At 62.8% G+C, this 16739-nt stretch carries 17 protein-coding genes and 1 pseudogene; 6 read left to right on the top strand and 12 right to left on the bottom strand.

The features are described from left to right. The first annotated feature begins 4 nt into the window (after positions 1 to 4). The 5 genes from NKI61_RS20700 (at position 5) to NKI61_RS20680 (ending at position 6213) form a co-directional block, all read left to right on the top strand. The gene (locus NKI61_RS20700) at positions 5 to 2566 is read left to right on the top strand and encodes a GcvT family protein (protein WP_352840575.1); all 2562 of its coding nucleotides are present in this window, start codon (positions 5 to 7) and stop codon (positions 2564 to 2566) included. A gap of 90 nt (positions 2567 to 2656) precedes the next feature. Continuing rightward, complete coding sequence (locus NKI61_RS20695; protein WP_352840572.1) at positions 2657 to 3502, top strand: DUF1194 domain-containing protein; 846 nt, start codon at positions 2657 to 2659, stop codon at positions 3500 to 3502. A gap of 99 nt (positions 3503 to 3601) precedes the next feature. Next, positions 3602 to 4552 (top strand): ABC transporter substrate-binding protein, encoded by a 951-nt coding sequence (locus NKI61_RS20690; protein ID WP_023670382.1) that lies wholly within the window; start codon positions 3602 to 3604, stop codon positions 4550 to 4552. Positions 4553 to 4657: 105 nt separating this feature from the next. After that, positions 4658 to 5431: an ABC transporter permease gene (locus NKI61_RS20685; RefSeq protein ID WP_023688107.1), complete on the top strand. Its 774-nt coding sequence runs from the start codon at positions 4658 to 4660 to the stop codon at positions 5429 to 5431. After that, complete coding sequence (locus tag NKI61_RS20680; protein ID WP_023741590.1) at positions 5428 to 6213, top strand: ABC transporter ATP-binding protein; 786 nt, start codon at positions 5428 to 5430, stop codon at positions 6211 to 6213. The genes NKI61_RS20685 and NKI61_RS20680 overlap by 4 nt, the downstream gene beginning before the upstream one ends. Before the next feature lies 1 nt (position 6214). Here the strand turns inward: NKI61_RS20680 and NKI61_RS20675 are convergent, their stop codons facing one another. From NKI61_RS20675 to NKI61_RS20660, 4 genes are all read right to left on the bottom strand, one after another. Next, positions 6215 to 6388, bottom strand: coding sequence for a type II toxin -antitoxin system TacA 1-like antitoxin (locus NKI61_RS20675; RefSeq protein ID WP_023741589.1), 174 nt, complete (start codon positions 6386 to 6388; stop codon positions 6215 to 6217). Positions 6389 to 6395: 7 nt separating this feature from the next. Further along, positions 6396 to 7334 (bottom strand): GlxA family transcriptional regulator, encoded by a 939-nt coding sequence (locus tag NKI61_RS20670; protein ID WP_348524244.1) that lies wholly within the window; start codon positions 7332 to 7334, stop codon positions 6396 to 6398. Positions 7335 to 7685: 351 nt separating this feature from the next. Beyond that, positions 7686 to 7820: a hypothetical protein gene (locus NKI61_RS20665; RefSeq protein WP_023691011.1), complete on the bottom strand. Its 135-nt coding sequence runs from the start codon at positions 7818 to 7820 to the stop codon at positions 7686 to 7688. A 364-nt stretch (positions 7821 to 8184) separates the two neighbouring features. Next, complete coding sequence (locus tag NKI61_RS20660; RefSeq protein WP_023670388.1) at positions 8185 to 8370, bottom strand: hypothetical protein; 186 nt, start codon at positions 8368 to 8370, stop codon at positions 8185 to 8187. 202 nt (positions 8371 to 8572) lie between these two features. On the opposite strand from NKI61_RS20660, the gene NKI61_RS20655 reads away from it, so the two are divergent. Next, on the top strand, positions 8573 to 9472 hold the full coding sequence (locus NKI61_RS20655) for a LysR substrate-binding domain-containing protein (RefSeq protein ID WP_023670389.1): 900 nt from the start codon (positions 8573 to 8575) through the stop codon (positions 9470 to 9472). 125 nt (positions 9473 to 9597) lie between these two features. Here NKI61_RS20655 and NKI61_RS20650 read toward each other — a convergent pair whose 3' ends face one another. The 8 genes and pseudogenes from NKI61_RS20650 to NKI61_RS20615 form a co-directional block, all read right to left on the bottom strand. Continuing rightward, complete coding sequence (locus NKI61_RS20650) at positions 9598 to 10563, bottom strand: alpha/beta hydrolase (RefSeq protein WP_352840570.1); 966 nt, start codon at positions 10561 to 10563, stop codon at positions 9598 to 9600. Positions 10564 to 10813: 250 nt separating this feature from the next. Further along, entirely contained in the window at positions 10814 to 10981 is a 168-nt protein-coding gene (locus NKI61_RS20645; RefSeq protein ID WP_023670392.1) for a hypothetical protein, read from the bottom strand. 186 nt (positions 10982 to 11167) lie between these two features. After that, positions 11168 to 13297 (bottom strand): ASKHA domain-containing protein, encoded by a 2130-nt coding sequence (locus NKI61_RS20640; protein ID WP_352840568.1) that lies wholly within the window; start codon positions 13295 to 13297, stop codon positions 11168 to 11170. After that, complete coding sequence (locus tag NKI61_RS20635; protein ID WP_023670394.1) at positions 13248 to 14222, bottom strand: methyltetrahydrofolate cobalamin methyltransferase; 975 nt, start codon at positions 14220 to 14222, stop codon at positions 13248 to 13250. The genes NKI61_RS20640 and NKI61_RS20635 overlap by 50 nt, the downstream gene beginning before the upstream one ends. A gap of 80 nt (positions 14223 to 14302) precedes the next feature. Then, positions 14303 to 15394: a methylenetetrahydrofolate reductase gene (locus tag NKI61_RS20630; protein WP_023744709.1), complete on the bottom strand. Its 1092-nt coding sequence runs from the start codon at positions 15392 to 15394 to the stop codon at positions 14303 to 14305. Continuing rightward, the gene (locus tag NKI61_RS20625) at positions 15391 to 16014 is read right to left on the bottom strand and encodes a methylenetetrahydrofolate reductase C-terminal domain-containing protein (RefSeq protein WP_352825777.1); all 624 of its coding nucleotides are present in this window, start codon (positions 16012 to 16014) and stop codon (positions 15391 to 15393) included. Before NKI61_RS20625 ends, NKI61_RS20630 begins: the two co-directional genes overlap by 4 nt. Beyond that, positions 16007 to 16309: a virulence factor gene (locus NKI61_RS20620; protein ID WP_023670397.1), complete on the bottom strand. Its 303-nt coding sequence runs from the start codon at positions 16307 to 16309 to the stop codon at positions 16007 to 16009. Before NKI61_RS20620 ends, NKI61_RS20625 begins: the two co-directional genes overlap by 8 nt. A gap of 188 nt (positions 16310 to 16497) precedes the next feature. Continuing rightward, positions 16498 to 16739: pseudogene (locus NKI61_RS20615) on the bottom strand (formyl transferase); the annotation flags it as partial.

Below are 16739 nucleotides of genomic sequence, written 5' to 3'. Positions count from 1 at the left end.
GGCAATGGCAGAGTTTCCGAAACAGGCGAAGGTCGTCATCGTCGGCCTGGGTGGCATTGTCGGCGCGTCGATCGCGCATCATCTGATCGAGCGCGGCTGGACCGACATTGTCGGCATCGACAAGTCGGGCATCCCGACCGATATCGGCTCGACCGCGCATGCCTCGGACTTCTGCTACACCACGAGCCATGATTTCCTGTCGTGCTGGACGACGCTCTACTCCATCGATTTCTACGAAAAGATGGGCCATTACGCCCGCATCGGCGGTCTCGAAGTGGCGCGCGTCGGCGATGACAGTCGCATGGACGAGATCAAGCGCAAGATCGCCTCGGCCAAATCCTTCGGCACCCGCGCCCGGCTGATCGAACCGGCCGAGATCAAGGAAAAATTCCCGCTGATCGAAGAGTCCATGGTGCAGGGCGGCCTGTGGGATCCGGACGCCGGCCTGGTCATCCCGCGCTCGCAGACCGTCGCCGGCAAGCTGGTCGACCAGGCGGAAGCGTCGGGCAAGTTGAAGTCCTTCGCCAACACGCCGGCCAAATCTCTCATCGTCGAGGAGGGCCGCATCAAGGGCGTCGTCACCGACCGCGGCACGATCATGGCCGATTATGTCATCGTCTGCGCCGGCATCTGGGGCCGGCTGATCGCCGAGATGGTCGGCGAAGACCTGCCGGTCATGCCGATCGACCATCCGCTGACGTTCTTCGGTCCCTACAATGAGTTTGCCGGCACGGGCAAGGAGATCGGCTGGCCGCTGCTGCGCGACCAAGGCAATTCGGCCTATATGCGCGACACCGGCGACCCCAGGACCGCCGAGGGCGGGCAGATCGAATGGGGTTATTACGAAGAGACCAATCCGCGTCTTTGCCATCCGCGCGATTTGCTGGAAAAGGATCAGGCGCGGCTGTCGCCGTCGCAGCGCGATCTCGACATGGAGCAGATCCTGGCGCCGCTTGAGCGCGCCATGGAACTGACGCCGATCCTGGGCGAACTCGGCTACAACGAAAGCCATTCCTTCAACGGCCTGTTGCAGGTGACCGCCGATGGCGGCCCGTCCATGGGCGAGAGCCAGAAGGTGAGGGGCCTCTGGTACGCCGTCGCCATCTGGGTCAAGGACGGCCCCGGCATGGGCAAGCTGATCGCCGACTGGATGACGGACGGCCGCACGGAAATCGACCATCACGCCATCGACTATGCGCGCTTCTATCCGCACCAGACGAAAGAGCAGTTCATCTGGGATCGCTGCACCGAGACGGCGATGAAGGTCTACAATCCGGCGGTGCATCCGCGCGAGCCGTTCTCCAAAGGCCGCAACATCCGCCGCTCGCCGTTCTGGGAGCGCGAGAAGGAACTTGGCGGTTACTTCATGGAGCTGGGCGGTTGGGAGCGCGCGCATGGCTATGCCGCCAACGAGCATCTGCTGGAGAAGTATGGCAACCGGGTTCCCATACGTGAGAACGAATGGGACAACCGCCATTTCTGGCGGGTGTCCAATGCCGAGCACCTGGCGATGAGCGAGGATTGCGGCATCGTCAACCTCTCGCATTTCTCGATGTACGACATCGAAGGGCCGGATCATGTCGCGCTGCTGGAGTGGCTGTGCGCGGCCAAGATCGGCGGCGACAACAACATCGGCAAGGGTATCTACACCCACTTCCTCGACGAGGAAGGCATGGTGCGCGCCGACTTCACCGTCATCCGCATGGCCGACCGCTGTCGGCTGATCGACGGCGCCGACGCCGGTCCGCGCGACTTCCGCTACATGCAGCGCACCGCGCAGGATAAAGGCTTTGACGTCACCATCACCGACGTGACGGAAAAATATGTCACCATCGGCATCTGGGGACCGAACGCCCGCACCACGCTGCAGAAAGTGGTCGAAAATCCGGATGGTCTCTCGCTCGAGAACTTCCCGTTCGCGGCGATCAAGCCGGTCAGGATCGGCGGCAAGGATGTCACGGCATTCCGCATCTCTTATGTCGGCGAGCAGGGCTGGGAACTGCATATGCGTTACGAAGACGGCCTGGCCGTTTGGGACGCGCTGCGCTCGACCGGGGTCATGCCGTTCGGCGTCGAGACCTATGCCAACACCCGGCGCATGGAAAAGAGCCTGCGCCTGCAGAACGCCGACCTGTTGACCGAGTACAATCTGCTCGAGGCCGACCTTGCCCGACCGAAGGTCAAGGAGAACGATTTCTGCGGCAAGGCCAAACATGTCGAATACCGCGCCCGCGAGCACCAGCCGGCGATCCTGTGCACGCTGGTGATGACCGAGAACGTCGATGCGAAAGGCGTTGCCCGCTATCCCGTCGGCACCATGCCGGTGATGGATCCGAAGACCGGCGAGACGCTGGTCGACGAACTCGGCCGCCGGTCTTTCACCACGTCGATGGCCTATGGCCCGACCATCGGCAAGAACATCGGCCTCGCCTATCTGCCCTGGGCCCATGCCCAGGAGGGCCGCAAGTTTGCCATCGAATATTTCGGCGAGACCTACCCGGTCGAGGTGGCTGCCGTCGGCTACAAGCCGCTCTACGATCCAGAGAATCTGAAGCCGAGGAGTTGAGCTTCATCGGTTCCAACCAACATATCGAAAAGCCGGCACCTCGCCGGGCTTTTTGCTTTGTCAGCAGCCGGTTTTCGCTTACCTTCGGGTATGTCTGCTTTTTCTTGCGCACGACATTTCCTTTCAGGCAGCGCCGCGCTGGCGCTGGGGCTCTGGCTGGTGCCGCCGGTTCAAGCCGCCGAGCCGGTCGACGTCGAGCTGGTGCTGGCCGTCGACGTGTCGCTGTCGATGTCGCCGGGCGAACTTGAAATCCAGCGTCACGGCTATGCTGCTGCGCTGACGCACGACAATGTTCTGCAGGCCATCGCCGATGGCGCCTACGGCAAGGTCGCCGTCACCTATGTCGAATGGGCGGGAGCGACCACGCAGCAGGTCGTCGTGCCGTGGACGGTGATCGCCAGCCGGGCCGATGCCGAGCGGGTGGCCGCGCAGCTTTCCGCCCATCCGCCGGCCAGCGCCCGGCGCACCTCGATTTCCGGCGCGCTGGAATTCGGCAGCGATCTGTTCGCCGAAAGCGGTTTTCAGGGGACAAAGCGCGTCATCGATATTTCCGGCGACGGGCCCAACAACCAGGGCGCGCCCGTCGACATCACCCGCGACGCGGTGGTCAAGCAAGGCATCATCATCAACGGCCTGCCGCTGATGACGCGCGGCGGGTTCGGCGGCGCCTATGACGTCAACAATCTCGACCGCTACTACAGCGACTGCGTCATCGGCGGTCCCGGATCCTTTATGATCCCGGTCAATGACTGGACGCAGTTTCCCGAAGCCATCCGCCGCAAGCTGGTGCTGGAGCTGGCCGGTCCCGCTTCGCCGCAACGGGCGCGCGAGGAGGCCGGGCATCCGCCGGTGGTGCTGGCGCAGGACCGGCCGACCGACTGCCAGGTCGGCGAAAAGATGTGGCGCGACCGCAGCTGGATGTTCGATGCGCGTTAGCGTTCGCATCATCACGCTGCCGTGAAGGGCCGGTTTCATTGACAAGCCCATGGGCGTCTGTGACACAATTCGGCATCCGAAAAAACAAGGGGAACCGACATGAACAAGACCATCGTCGCTGCCGCGGTATTGGCGCTTGCGGCTGCAATATCCGTGCCGGCCGAGGCTGCCACATCGGTCACCATCGGCATCAGCGGATGGACCGGCTTTGCGCCGCTGACGCTCGCCAAGCAGGCCGGCATCTTCGAGAAGCATGGCCTCGACGTGACCCTGAAGAAGGTGCCGCAGGCCAGCCGGCCGCTCGCCATCGCCAGCGGCGATCTGCAATGCGCCGCCACCACGGTCGAGACCTGGCTGGTGTGGAACGCCTCAGGGGTGACCACCAAGCAGATCTTCCAGCTCGACAAATCCTATGGCGCCGACGGCATTGTCGTGCGCAACGACATCAAGACCGTCGCCGACCTCAAGGGCAAGAATGTCGCGTCCTCGGCGCCGGGCACGTCGCCCTATTTCATGCTGGCCTGGGTGCTGAACAAGAACGGCCTGTCGACCAAGGATGTGACCGTCGTCAACCTGGAACCGGATGCGGCGGCGCAAGCCTTCCTCGCCGGCCAGAACGATGCGGCGGTCACCTATGAGCCGTTCATCTCGGCGGTGCGCGACAAGTCCGATCAGGGCCACATATTGGCGACCACGCTCGACTACCCGATGGTGCTCGACACGGTCGGCTGCACGCCTGAATTCCTCACCGCCAATCCCGACGCCGCCAAGGCGCTGGCCGACAGCTATTTCGAAGCGCTCGACCTGATCAAGAGCGATCCGCAGAGATCCTACGAGATCATGGGCGCCGACGTGAAGCAGTCTGCGAAAGAATTCGAGGATTCGGCGAAATACCTGAAATGGGCCGACAAGGCGGAGAACAAGCAGTTCTTCACCAAGGAATTCCAGGACTTTTCCAAGACCGCCGGCGAGCTTCTGCTGCAGATGGGGTTGATCAAGGAAGCGCCAGATGTTGCAGCGCTTGCCGATACCAGCGCGGTGGCGAACTGATAGTCCGGCCTTTGACCATCATGCGGCGGTGCCAGCGCGCCGCCGCTTTCTACCGGGCAACGCGACTGAGCATGGGGACGATCTGACGATGCGGACGATCTGAAGATGCGCCCCTTGCATCCGGTGTCGCCGGGCATTCGAACCGTGCTTGGCATTTCCTTCTTCGTGCTGTTCGTCGCCTTCTGGGCGTGGATCACGCTTGGCGGCCACGTCAACCGCATCTTCCTCGCCGACCCGCTGTCGATGCTGCGGGATGGTTGGCGGCTGCTGGTCGAGGATCGCTTCTGGCTCGACATATTGATCACCATCTGGCGGGTCTTCGGCGGGTTCCTGCTGGCGTCGATCGTCGCCGTGCCGATCGGCATCGCCATGGGCGCCTGGAAGCCAATAGAAGCGTTTCTGGAGCCGTTCGTCTCCTTCGCCCGCTACCTCCCGGCTTCGGCCTTCATTCCGCTGCTCATCCTGTGGGCCGGCATTGGCGAGCTGGAAAAGCTGCTGGTCATCTTCGTCGGCTCGGTGTTCCAGATCATCCTGATCGTCGCGGTCAAGGTGGGCTCGACGCGGCGCGACCTGGTCGAGGCGGCCTATACGCTGGGCTCGACCAACAGCGGTATCGTCAAACGCGTCATCATGCCGGCCAATGCGCCCGAGATTGCCGAGACGCTGCGGCTGGTGCTCGGCTGGGCCTGGACCTATGTCATCGTCGCCGAGCTGATCGGTTCGTCCTCAGGCATCGGCTACATGATCATCAACAGCCAGTCGCGGCTGGCGACAGGGCAGATCATCTTCGGCATCATCGTCATCGGGCTGATCGGATTGTTGTCCGACTTCGCCTTCAAGGCGTTCAATCGCTGGCTCTTCCCCTGGAGCCTGGCATGAGCAAGTTGCTTATCGAAGGCGTCTCGCGAACCTTCGCCGGCGTGCGTGGCGGGCAGCCGGTCAAGGCGCTGATGCCGGTCGACCTTGCGGTCGCCGCCAACGACTTCATCACCATTCTGGGGCCGTCCGGCTGCGGGAAGTCGACGCTGCTCAGGATCGTTGCCGGCCTGGAAGCGCCGAGCGAAGGCCGTGTGCTGCTTGACGGCAAGGCGGTGACGCGGCCGGGACCGGATCGCGGCATGGTATTCCAGTCCTACACGCTGTTTCCGTGGCTGACGGTGGCGCAGAATATCGCCTTCGGCCTGCGCGAACGCGGCATGGCCGAAAAGGAGCGAGACGGGATCGTCGCTTCCTATGTCGACCTCGTCGGGCTCAAGGGCTTCGAGAACCATTGGCCAAAGCAGCTGTCCGGCGGCATGCAGCAGCGCACGGCGATCGCCCGGGCGCTCGCCAACGACCCCGAAATCCTGTTGCTGGACGAGCCGTTCGGTGCGCTCGACAACCAGACGCGCGGGCTGATGCAGGAACTGCTGCTCGGCATCTGGGAACGGCGCAAGAAGACGGTGCTGTTCGTCACCCACGACATCGAGGAGGCGATCTTCATGGCCTCGCGGGTGATCGTGATGAGCGCGCGGCCAGGCCGCATCAAGTCGGATGTCGCCATCGACCTACCGCATCCACGCCACTACACGCTGAAGACCAGCCCGGAGTTCTCGGCGCTCAAGGCGCGGCTGACCGAGGATATCCGCGTCGAGGCTATGCGGACGGCGCAGGCGCAGTGACCTAAGCTGGGTCGCCTACGGAAAAGATGCTCGGTTCGCTCAGCAATCGCTTCAAGCGTGGTAGGTCACGCGCAGGAGTTTCCAACGCCGCCATGAATGCTGCCCATTTTTCGACGTCGAGGCGGAAACTCTGCCGGTCGGCGAGTTCTTTGGAGAGTGCCGTTCGCGCGGTCACGTGACTCTCAAGCCGCCAGCAATTGCTTGCGGTCGACGCGCTCCTGCTGCGGCGAGCGGGCGTAGAGCTCGCGGTAGCATTTGGAGAAATGCGACGCCGAGACGAAGCCGCAGGCGACCGCCACTTCGACCACCGGCATCGACGACTGGATCAAAAGGTGTCGCGCGCGGTCGAGGCGGATTTCCAGGTAGTAGCGGGCAGGGGACCTGCCCATCTCGGTGCGGAACAGCCGCTCGATCTGGCGGCGCGACAGGTCGACATGGTCGGCGATTTCGATCAGCGACAGCGGCTCGGAGAGGTTGCCTTCCATCAGTTCGATGATGGTCAGCACCTTGGAATTCTGCACGCCGAGGCGGGCGCGCAGCGGCAGGCGCTGGCGGTCGGTGGGGCTGCGCACGCGGTCGGTCAGCACCTGCTCGCACACGCGGTTGACCAGATTGTCGTCGAAATCGTCGCCGATCAGCTTGAGCATCATGTCGAGTGCCGCAGTGCCGCCGGCGCAGGTGTAAATGTTCTGGTCGATCTCGAAGAGGTCGGCAAAGACGTTGGCCTTCGGAAAGGCCTCGGAAAAGCCCGGCAGGTTTTCCCAATGGATGGCGCAGCGCTTGTTGGAGAGCAGGCCGGCGGCGGCAAGGATATGCGCGCCGGTGCACAGGCCGCCGACCGCGACGCCTCTGTTGTATTCCTCGCGCAGCCAGGCGAAGGCCGACCTATTCTGGTAGCGCTCGACATTCATGCCGCTGCAGACGATGGCCATGTTCGGCCGATCCGGCCCGGCCATCTTCTTGCGCTCTTCCTCGAGCGAGGTGTTGACGGCGCATTCGACGCCGTTGGAGGCGCGCACCGGCTTGCCGTCGATGCTGGCGAGGCGCCAGCGATAGGCCTCATAGCCAAGCATGCGGTTGGCCGAGCGCAGCGGGTCGAGCGCCGTCGCAAAGGCGATCATGGTGAAGTCCGGGACAAGGAAGAATACAAACGATCGCTTGATCGGATGCTTTACGGCGTTCAAGGGAACCTCACGCAGCCATGGCGCGAACAGGATGTCGCGAACAGCACAGCGACATCAGGAAAAACCATTCCTGTCAATTGGCTAGGGGGCTAAGCGGAAACTATATTTGCGACATGGGTCGCAAATGAGCAATCGTCCGGGATGACAGGCACGGGCTGCCGCCGGATTGAGCATCGCTCTCCCGGCGACATCGGCTTCAGAACGAAAAACGCCGCTTCGGTCAAACCGAAGCGGCGCTATTATCGACTGTCGGCAGCGGCAGGGAAGCGCTGAGCGCTAGCCGTTATCTCAGGCAACGAAACCGAGGCGCACCGCATTCATGGCGCCGGTCTGGCCGGGCATGGTATTGGCAAGGCGCTGGCGCTCGAGAGCGGTCGTCAGGTTGATTTCGCGGCGGGCAAAGAGGCGGGCAAAAAGCTTCATCATCATCTCCTATCGGTTGCTCAGACGGGTCGCCTTCGCTTGATGGAGTGGGGCAGCTCGTTTGCTGGCGTCGATATAGGCCTGCGTGAGCAGAAACTAAATCGCAAATGCGAAGCGCTTGAATGGAAATGCGACATCGTTTGCGACATTATTGGGCATGGTGCCCAAAATTTACGATTACTTACAGCGTGTTACCGGCGACATTGAGGCGCCATGCAAGTGACGCATATACGCCATGCAGCGGCGACATGGCTCTGAAAATCATTTGAATGCAAATAAGTTGGAGAAAGCCTGCGAGGCAAAATAGAGAAGGCCTGCCGGGCTGGTCTGCGCGGCAGGCCTTCAGCGCATGGTACACAATGGTTTACTTTGCTCCAGCCCAGGATCCGACGCCGCGGCGTGCACCGGTCTTGGTGTCGGCAGCTTCAGGCCAGCCGATATCCTTCTGCAGTTCGATCGGCAGCGAGCGGATCGCACGTTCGGTCTGGAAGCGAGCGCGGGCCGCGCTGAATTCGATCGCAAGCCGACCGATGGATGACAGGATAGACATCTCATTCTCCTTTGGTTGTGGCACGTCCCGCATGAACGCGTTCCGTCGCCTGGATATTCCGCATCGAGTGCAATTCCGTGTCAGGAGCGTTGGAGCCATGGCACGTCCTGCCTTCGATGGAGTTGACTATCCTCCCAATCTGATGTTCAATCAAACGAAATGGAATGATGCTTCACATCAGAAAAATTGAAGGTCGATCCCGATGAACGCCCCACTCAATCATCCGCTGCCGCTGCTCGATCTCGACGTTTTGCGCACCTTCGTGGCCATTGCAGAGACCGGCAGTTTCACCACGGCGGCCAATGCGGTGTTCCGCACGCCGTCGGCGGTCTCCATGCAGATCAAGAAGCTCGAGGACATTCTCGGGCGCTCTGTTTTCGCGCGGGATGCGCGCTCGGTGACGCTGACCACGGATGGCGAGATGCTGCTCGGTTATGCCCGCCGGCTGTTGTCGATCAACCGCGAGGTGGTGTCGAAGTTCATCATCCCCGAGATCGTCGGCGTGGTGCGGCTCGGCTCGCCGGACGACTATGGCGAGCGCGTGTTGCCGCATGTGCTGAAGCGTTTCGCGCAGTCGCATCCGTCGATTGCCGTCGACGTCACCATCGACCAGAGCAGCAATCTGCGCCGCCGCATGGACGACCGGGCGCTCGACATCACGCTGCTGACCAATTCCTACAAGACCAGCGCACTCGGCGCCGAGGTGCTGCTCACCGAGCCGATCGTCTGGGCCGGCGCCAAGGGCGGCAGCGCGCATCTGCGCGAGCCTTTGCCGGTGTCGCTGTGGGAAGAGGGCTGCGCCTGGCGGGCCGGCGCGCTCGATGCGCTGAGCCGTGAAGGCCGCAATTACCGCATCGCCTATATGAGCGCCCACACGGCCGGCCAGCGCGCCGCCATCATGTCGGATCTCGCGGTTGCACCGTTGCCGAAGTCGTTCCTGGGCAACGACATGGTCGAGCTTTGCCCGAAGGACGGCATGCCCGATATCGGCACCTACAATCTGGCGATGGTGGTGTCGCCGGACGCCAGCGCGCCGGTCAAGGCCGTCGCCGACCATATCCGTGCGACGTTCGAGCTTTTCCGCGAAACCGGCAAGTTCTAGAGCGGTTCACCGTTTCACGGAAACGGCGAGCCGCTCTAACTCCTTGTTTTGACGCAATTCCCAAGGGAAAGCACTACACGCATTTCCCGGGAAAACCGTTTTACACTTTTCCTGGAATTGCTCTGCTATTCCGCTGCTTGGGCGGGGCGCGCCGCGAGAGCGGGTCGCGCCGTGCGCCGCGCAGTTGCGCGCCGCTTGGTGGGCTCACCTTCAAGGAAGGCGACGATGCTGTCCCTGGCGCGACGCGCCTCCGGCATCTCGATCAGCGGCCAGACGTGGAACATGCCTTCCTCGTAGACGACCTGGACGTCGACGCCGGCAGCGCGCGCCTTTTTGGCGAAGATCAGATTGTCGGGGCTGAGCAGGTCGTGCGAGCCGGTCAGAAGCAGGGTCTGCGGCAGCACCGAGAGGTCGCCATAGAGCGGGCTGATGTGCCAGTCGCTGCGATCGATGCCGGCACTGTACATGCGGATCGCTTCCAGCCCGCCGGAAATGCCGAGCCACGGATCGTTGCGTTCCGCCTCGAACACTTCGGGGTTGGACAGTGACATGTCGAGGCCGGGTGAAATCAGCACGTGGCGCGACGGCAAGGGCAGGCCTTCCTCAGCCGCCATCATGGTCAGCACGACGGCCATGTTGCCGCCCGCGGAATCGCCCATGAAGACGATGTCTTCAGCGTCGGTCTCATCCAGCATCTGCCGGTAGACGTCGCCGACCATGCCGAACATGGCGTGGAAATCATGCTCCGGCGCGATGGGATAGATCGGCACGGTGATGCCGAAACCCAAGCGCTCGGCCATCTCGGCGATCAACCCCCAATGATAGGATGTGATCTGGAAGACATAGGCGCCGCCATGCATGTAGAGGATGCGCCTGCGTTCGCCCGCCTTCGGCGCGATCTCGTAGACGGGAAAGCCATCGACGCTGCGATCAGTGGTATCGAGCCGCTCCCGCAGCAATGCCGGGGGATGATGATCCTCGGTCTTGCGGGCATAGGCGATCCAGCGCTGCAGGTTTTCCGGGCTGGCAAATGCCTTCTTGCGGCTGTGCCGGAGGATGAAGGAAACGAGGTGGCTTTTGAAACTGGGCATTCGAATACACAAGCTCGGCAGCAGCCGACTAAGAGAATTCCCCACTATCTCGAAGATCGTACCTCCAGCCGAAATGTCAAGATTCTGGCCCAAGCCAACACGGTTGTTTGATCAGCCACGTCCGCGGCTCTGGGCAGCGCGGCTCAGCGCCGGGGCAGCAGCGCGGCGCGAAGCTTGATGTCGGTCGCAGCCGGGACCACGCGGCGGTCCCGGCGATTGGTCAGCAATTTGCACTTGTCGGCGAAGGTCATCAGCGGCCCGAGCCCAGGATCAGGCGCGACAGGTTGGTCTGGGCGTCGATGCGCGACGACACGGGCCAGCCGATGTCCTTCTGGATTTCGGGTGGCAGGTTGTTCATGGCGCGCACGGCCTGTGCATTCTTCATGGCCGCACGAAAACGGCCGAGGGTCTCGAACATCTCTATTCTCCTTTGGAGCGTTGTGGCGGCGGAATAGTCCGGTCCGCCCTTCGATGTCCGTTAAATGCTTCACGTCTGTATCGGACGGATTGCGCCAAAACAGCGTTTCGGTTTCCAGATCGGTGCGATCTGGAAACATTTGCATACAAATGAAATTGGGCGAATTGGCGGCCTTCGTAAGGCGGCTTATTCCCGGCTGCGCCTGGCGGCATGGCCTTCGCGCGAACGCCGCCGCGGGGCGGAGTCGCCGGCGACGCCATCCTCGCTGACGGTCTTGCGTGGCGGCAATTTCACCGCCGCCGACAGTTTCGGGAACGGATCGACCTTGTTGGGAAGCGCCATCGCGTAGACGAAATGCTCCTGGAACTTCGGCTCCAGTGCGGTCTCGATCTTCTCGATGTGGCTGACGGTATCCTCGATTTCGCGGCGATAGCCGCGATTGAGCAGGGCCATGCGCGCACCGGCGCCGGCGGCGTTGCCGACGGCCGAGACCTTGTCGAGGTCGCAATCCGGGATCAGGCCGAGCACCATGGCGTATTTCGGATCGATGAACGAGCCGAAGGCGCCGGCGAAATGGATGCGGTCGACGTGTTCGGTGTTCTGCTTCTCCATCAGAAGCTTGGTGCCGGCATAGAGCGCCGCCTTGGCAAGCTGGATGGCGCGCACGTCGGTCTGGGTGATGGTGATCTTGGGTTCGCCTTCCTTCAAGACATAAGAGAAGGTGCGGCCGTTGACCGTGACGCGCGGCGACCGCTCGGCCAGCGACCCGTCGATCACTCCATCCTCGGAGATGATGCCGGCGAGGTACATTTCGGCCACGATCTCGATGATGCCGGAGCCGCAAATGCCGGTGACGCCGGTCGCCTGCACGCTGTCGAGGAAGCCGGGATCGTCGGACCAGAGTTCAGAGCCGATGACGCGGTATTTCGGCTCCAGCGTATCGGGGTCGATGCGCACACGTTCGATGGCGCCGGGGGCAGCGCGCTGGCCGCCGGAGATTTCCGCGCCCTCGAAGGCGGGACCGGTGGGCGAGGAGGCTGCGACCACCCGCTTGCCGTTGCCAAGCACGATCTCGGCATTGGTGCCGACGTCGACGATCAGCATCATCTCGTCCTGACGATGCGGGCCTTCCGACAGCGTCACGGCTGCGGCGTCGGCGCCGACATGGCCGGCAATGCAAGGCAGCATATAGAGGCGGGCGCCCTGGTTGAGTTTCAGGCCGATATCGGAGGCCTTGATGCGCACCGCGCCCGAGACGGCGAGCGCGAAGGGCGCGCCGCCGAGTTCGGTCGGATCGATGCCGAGGAACAGATGGTGCATGATCGGATTGCCGACAAAGACGGAATCCAGGATGTCGTTGCGCTGGACATTGCCTTCCGCGCAGACCTTGTCGACCAGGCCCGAGATCGCCTCGCGCACGGCGACCGTCATGCCTTCGCGGCCGTCCGGGTTCATCATCACATAGGAGACGCGGCTCATCAGATCCTCGCCGAAGCGGATCTGCGGGTTGGAGGTGCCCGACGAAGCGGCGACGCGGCCCGACAGCAACGACACCAGATGCATGGCGATGGTGGTCGAGCCGATGTCGCAGGCCAGTCCATAGGCCTCGTTCTTGAGGCCGGGCCAGAGTGCTATGACGCGGGCGATGTCGCTTTCGGCATCCTTGTGGATGGCCGCGGTCGCGGTCCAGTTACCCTTGCGCAGTATGCTTTGCACCTGCGGCATCAGGTAGAAATCGAATTCGAGGTTTTTAAAGCCCCAATCCTTCATCAAGGCGATCTTGAGGCGGTCGAGATCGCCCAGCGGCTTGTGCATGTCGGGCTCTTCGATCTCGACATAGCACATGCGGATTGCCGCATCGCGGGCGATGACGCGCGTGTCGGCATCCTTGCGGATGGTCTGGGCGTTGATGACCGTGTCCTGCGGCACGTCGATGACGAGGTCGCCGAGAATCTGCGCCGAGCAGGACAGGCGGCGCCGCTCGGGCAGGCCGCGGACGCGCTCATAGCGCTCTTCCTTGGCGCCCTTGGGCGAGATGTGGTCGTTGGACGAGACGATCTTGTGCTTGGCGAAATTGCCTTCCTGCACTTCGATCTGGCAGCGACCGCAGGTGGCGCGGCCACCGCAGACGCTCTCGACATAGACGCCGAGCTGACGCGCGGCATCGAGCACCGGTGTGCCGACGGGAAACCGCCCGCGCTTGCCTGACGGCATGAACAGCACGAGCGGATCGGTAATGTTTGCAGGCGAGTTCACGATTGCGCGCTTATCCCCTGGCCATGCGGGCTTCACGGCCGCCGCGCCGGCGACCGCCATTGCCGCCGCCTTCGCCCGGAGCGTTAACGGCGGTGGGCGCTGCGACCGCCTGGCCGCCTTCGGCCGGTTTGTAATCCTTGTAGGTGCGGATCCAGTTGGTGCAGTTCTCGTCGGTGCCGTTGAGCACATTGGCGCCGCGCACGGCTTCCATTTCCTGCGGGCGAACCGGGTTCATGATAGCGCTAGTCATGCCGGCGCCGATCACCATCGGGATGAAGGCGGCGTTGATGCCGTGGCGGTGCGGCAGGCCGAACGAAATGTTGGACAGGCCGCAAGTGGTGTTGACCTTGAGCTCTTCGCGCAGACGGCGCAGCAACGCGAAGACCTGGCGGCCGGCATCGCCGAGCGCGCCGATCGGCATCACCAGCGGGTCAACGACGACGTCATGCGCCGGAATGCCGAAATCGGCGCAGCGCTGCACGATCTTCTTGGCGACGGCGAAGCGCACATCCGGATCCATCGAAATGCCGGTCTCGTCGTTGGAGATGGCGACGACCGGAACGTTGTACTTCTTGACCAGCGGCAGGATGGCTTCGAGCTTTTCCTCTTCGCCGGTCACGGAGTTGACCAGCGGCCGGCCCTTGGCGACCTTGAGCGCTGCCTCGATGGCGGCGGTCACCGACGAGTCGATCGACAACGGCAGGTCGACAAGGCCCTGGACGATCTCCAGCGTCTGCACGAGCAGGCCGGGTTCGGTTTCGTTCGGATTAACGGAGGTGACGCCGGCATTGACGTCGAGCATGGTGGCGCCGCAGGCGGCCTGTTCCAGCGCATCCTTGATGACGGTCTCGAAATTGCCGGCGATCATCTCGGCGGCCAGCTTCTTGCGGCCGGTCGGGTTGATGCGCTCGCCGATGACGCAGAAAGGCTGGTCGAAGCCGATGATGATCTCTCGTGTCGCCGAGGCGACGATGGTCCGGGTCATGAAGTCTCTCCGCCTGATATAAAGATTTCTTTATATCGTTGTCTGGTTTCATTCAAGCGAATGGCTGGCCGTCCGCGCTGTCAGTGCGCGGTCTTCACCATATCCACCTGCGTTTCGGTAATGTCGTCGTGCAGTATGCTCTCGAGCCGGTCGGCGACCATCTGATCGTCGTGGCGGATCTCACGTTTCCATGGCTGGCGGCCTTTCAGCACACCCGATTCATCGACGATCTCGGCGACATATTCCTCCTGGCGGTAGGCCATCACATGGATGCCGGAGACACCAGGAATTTCCTTCACCTCGTTGATGATGTCGGTGCAGAGCTGCTTGCCTTCCTTCTTCTGGTCCTGCGCGCCTTCCAGCCGCTTGATGATGGTATCGGGAATATGAATGCCCGGCACGTTGGAGCGGATCCATTTGGCCGTCTTGGCCGAAGCCAGCGGGCCGACGCCGCACAGGATGAAAACTTTTTCCGTATGCCCCAAGTCCCGCGCCCTCTGCATGAAGGTTCTGAACATCGGCACGTCGAAGCAATACTGCGTCTGCACGAACTGCGCGCCGGCGGCGATCTTCTTGCCGAGATGGATCGGGCGGAAATCGAAGGGTGGCGCGAAGGGGTTGACGGCGGCGCCGAGGAAAATTTGCGGCGGCGTCGTCAACTTGCGGCCGGACAGGAACTTGCCGTTGTCGCGCATGATGCGGCAGGTTTCCAGCAACGACATGGAATCGAGGTCGAAGACAGGCTTGGCGCCGGGCTGGTCGCCGGCCTGGACGCCGTCGCCGGTGAGGCACAGCATGTTGGCGACGCCCATCGCCGCACCGCCCAGCACGTCGCCCTGGATGGCGATCCGGTTCCTGTCACGGCAGGCAATCTGCATGATCGGGGCATAGCCCATGCGGGTCAAAAGCGCGCAGATGCCGACCGAGGACATGTGGCAGTTGGCGCCGGAGGCATCGACGGCATTGATGGCGTCGACCCAGCCGTCGAAGATTTTCGCGCGGTTATAGACGTCTTCGGGATCGGCGCTGTCGGGCGGGTTGAGCTCGGTGGTGACCGCGAATTCGCCGCGCCGCAGCACACGCTCCAGTCGGCCACGTGAGGAGTGGCCGGGCAGGGGATCGAGCGGCAGATGGATGCCGGCCGGGTTTTCGTCGCGCTGGCGGCCGATCACGCGGCCGCTCCAGTGTTGGCTTTGGCAGCGGCTTCACCGGCCGCTGCCGACTGCGCCGTCACCCGCAGCCAGGCCGAGGTTTCGCGCAGCGACTGGTCTACGGGCTTCTGAACGGTCAGGATCCTGTCGCCATGCTCCATGTTCCGCGAACCTTCCCAGGCCTTGACCCATACGCAAGGCATGTCGGGCTCGACCTCGCAATTGCCGTTGGCGCGCACGCCGCCACACGGGCCGTTGCGCAGCTGCTTGGGGCAGTTCATCGGGCACGACATGCCGGTCGAGGACAATATGCACTGACCGCACATGCGGCAGTCGAACATGAAGCCTTTTACGCGTTTTTCAACGAACTTGATCGGCGCTTCGACGCGGCCGTAGCCAAGGCCTTTCCACAGCGGATGGAGCAGCAGGAACATGTCTGCGAATCTGGAGTAGAACCATTCGAGCAATCGCGAATGGCGGATCGACCACAGCCTGATCGCAAACGAGCGCTGCACGCGCCGCTGCGGCGATACGTCGGCCGGCTTGTAGTCCGATTTCGGCGCTGCTTTCTTGACCTGAGTGGCCTGGGTAACCGGCTGGGTAACCCTTGGCCCCTCTTTGGCAGGAGTGGTTTCAGACATTTTCTTTCCCGCCTGCCTTGACCAGAGCGACCAGCCGCTCGCGGTCGTATTTCGCGTCGATGTCGCTGAATGCCTTCTCGACCTCGGCTTCGAGGTCGTCGCCGACCGGGATCGGATCGGCCTTGCGCCATTCGGCGAGGTAATCGTCGGTGCCGCCGGCGCCGGTGCGCATGGCGCACATATCGATCGCCTCGGTGAAGCGCAGCGGCAGTTCGCGCTTGGCGTTTTGCCGGCCCTTCTTGACGATGACCTGGGCGGGGATGTCGCGCCAATAGACGACGATCAGATCGGCCATGAATTCTCTCACTCCCTGTAGAGCGCCGTGCGTCCATGAGGGAAACGACGCTCCACCACTTTGTCCAGCAGGTGCGAGCATTGCCGGATGCGCAGTGGGGCTGCTTGTTATGGGACGACGCGCGCGCATTCAAAAGCGACGCTATTGGACGTCGCAAAAAGAAAGGCGAGATTCCGAGGGAAGGCTGGCTACCAAACCCGCTTGGTCAGGCCGGTCCAGAGATAGAACCAGATCGTCGGATGGTACCATTGTTTCGACGGCAGGCCGGGGTCGATCGTGACAAGCTTGCCGTCCAAGGCACCGCGGACCGCCTCGACGCAGATGTCGCGCGAGAACGCCGCCTGGCGCAACGCATAGCTCGAAATAATGTCGCCGGGCTCCGGCTTGCCGCGCGCCTGTTTCAACACGCCGCCGGTGTCGACGCCGGCGT

Origin of the sequence: Mesorhizobium sp. M0514, assembly GCF_040321145.1 — a bacterium.
Lineage (GTDB): Bacteria > Pseudomonadota > Alphaproteobacteria > Rhizobiales > Rhizobiaceae > Mesorhizobium.
This window is presented reverse-complemented; position numbering and strand designations above follow the sequence as displayed.

Excerpts from the sequence above, each read along its gene's own strand:
- NKI61_RS20700 (WP_352840575.1), top strand. The coding sequence starts at position 5 with ATGGCAGAGTTTCCGAAACAGGCGAAGGTCGTCATCGTCGGCCTGGGT.
- NKI61_RS20695 (WP_352840572.1), top strand. The coding sequence starts at position 2,657 with ATGTCTGCTTTTTCTTGCGCACGACATTTCCTTTCAGGCAGCGCCGCG.
- NKI61_RS20690 (WP_023670382.1), top strand. The coding sequence starts at position 3,602 with ATGAACAAGACCATCGTCGCTGCCGCGGTATTGGCGCTTGCGGCTGCA.
- NKI61_RS20685 (WP_023688107.1), top strand. The coding sequence starts at position 4,658 with ATGCGCCCCTTGCATCCGGTGTCGCCGGGCATTCGAACCGTGCTTGGC.
- NKI61_RS20680 (WP_023741590.1), top strand. The coding sequence starts at position 5,428 with ATGAGCAAGTTGCTTATCGAAGGCGTCTCGCGAACCTTCGCCGGCGTG.
- NKI61_RS20670 (WP_348524244.1), bottom strand. The coding sequence starts at position 7,334 with ATGATCGCCTTTGCGACGGCGCTCGACCCGCTGCGCTCGGCCAACCGC.
- NKI61_RS20665 (WP_023691011.1), bottom strand. The coding sequence starts at position 7,820 with ATGAAGCTTTTTGCCCGCCTCTTTGCCCGCCGCGAAATCAACCTGACG.
- NKI61_RS20660 (WP_023670388.1), bottom strand. The coding sequence starts at position 8,370 with ATGTCTATCCTGTCATCCATCGGTCGGCTTGCGATCGAATTCAGCGCG.
- NKI61_RS20655 (WP_023670389.1), top strand. The coding sequence starts at position 8,573 with ATGAACGCCCCACTCAATCATCCGCTGCCGCTGCTCGATCTCGACGTT.
- NKI61_RS20650 (WP_352840570.1), bottom strand. The coding sequence starts at position 10,563 with ATGCCCAGTTTCAAAAGCCACCTCGTTTCCTTCATCCTCCGGCACAGC.
- NKI61_RS20645 (WP_023670392.1), bottom strand. The coding sequence starts at position 10,981 with ATGTTCGAGACCCTCGGCCGTTTTCGTGCGGCCATGAAGAATGCACAG.
- NKI61_RS20640 (WP_352840568.1), bottom strand. The coding sequence starts at position 13,297 with ATGGCGGTCGCCGGCGCGGCGGCCGTGAAGCCCGCATGGCCAGGGGAT.
- NKI61_RS20635 (WP_023670394.1), bottom strand. The coding sequence starts at position 14,222 with ATGACCCGGACCATCGTCGCCTCGGCGACACGAGAGATCATCATCGGC.
- NKI61_RS20625 (WP_352825777.1), bottom strand. The coding sequence starts at position 16,014 with ATGTCTGAAACCACTCCTGCCAAAGAGGGGCCAAGGGTTACCCAGCCG.
- NKI61_RS20620 (WP_023670397.1), bottom strand. The coding sequence starts at position 16,309 with ATGGCCGATCTGATCGTCGTCTATTGGCGCGACATCCCCGCCCAGGTC.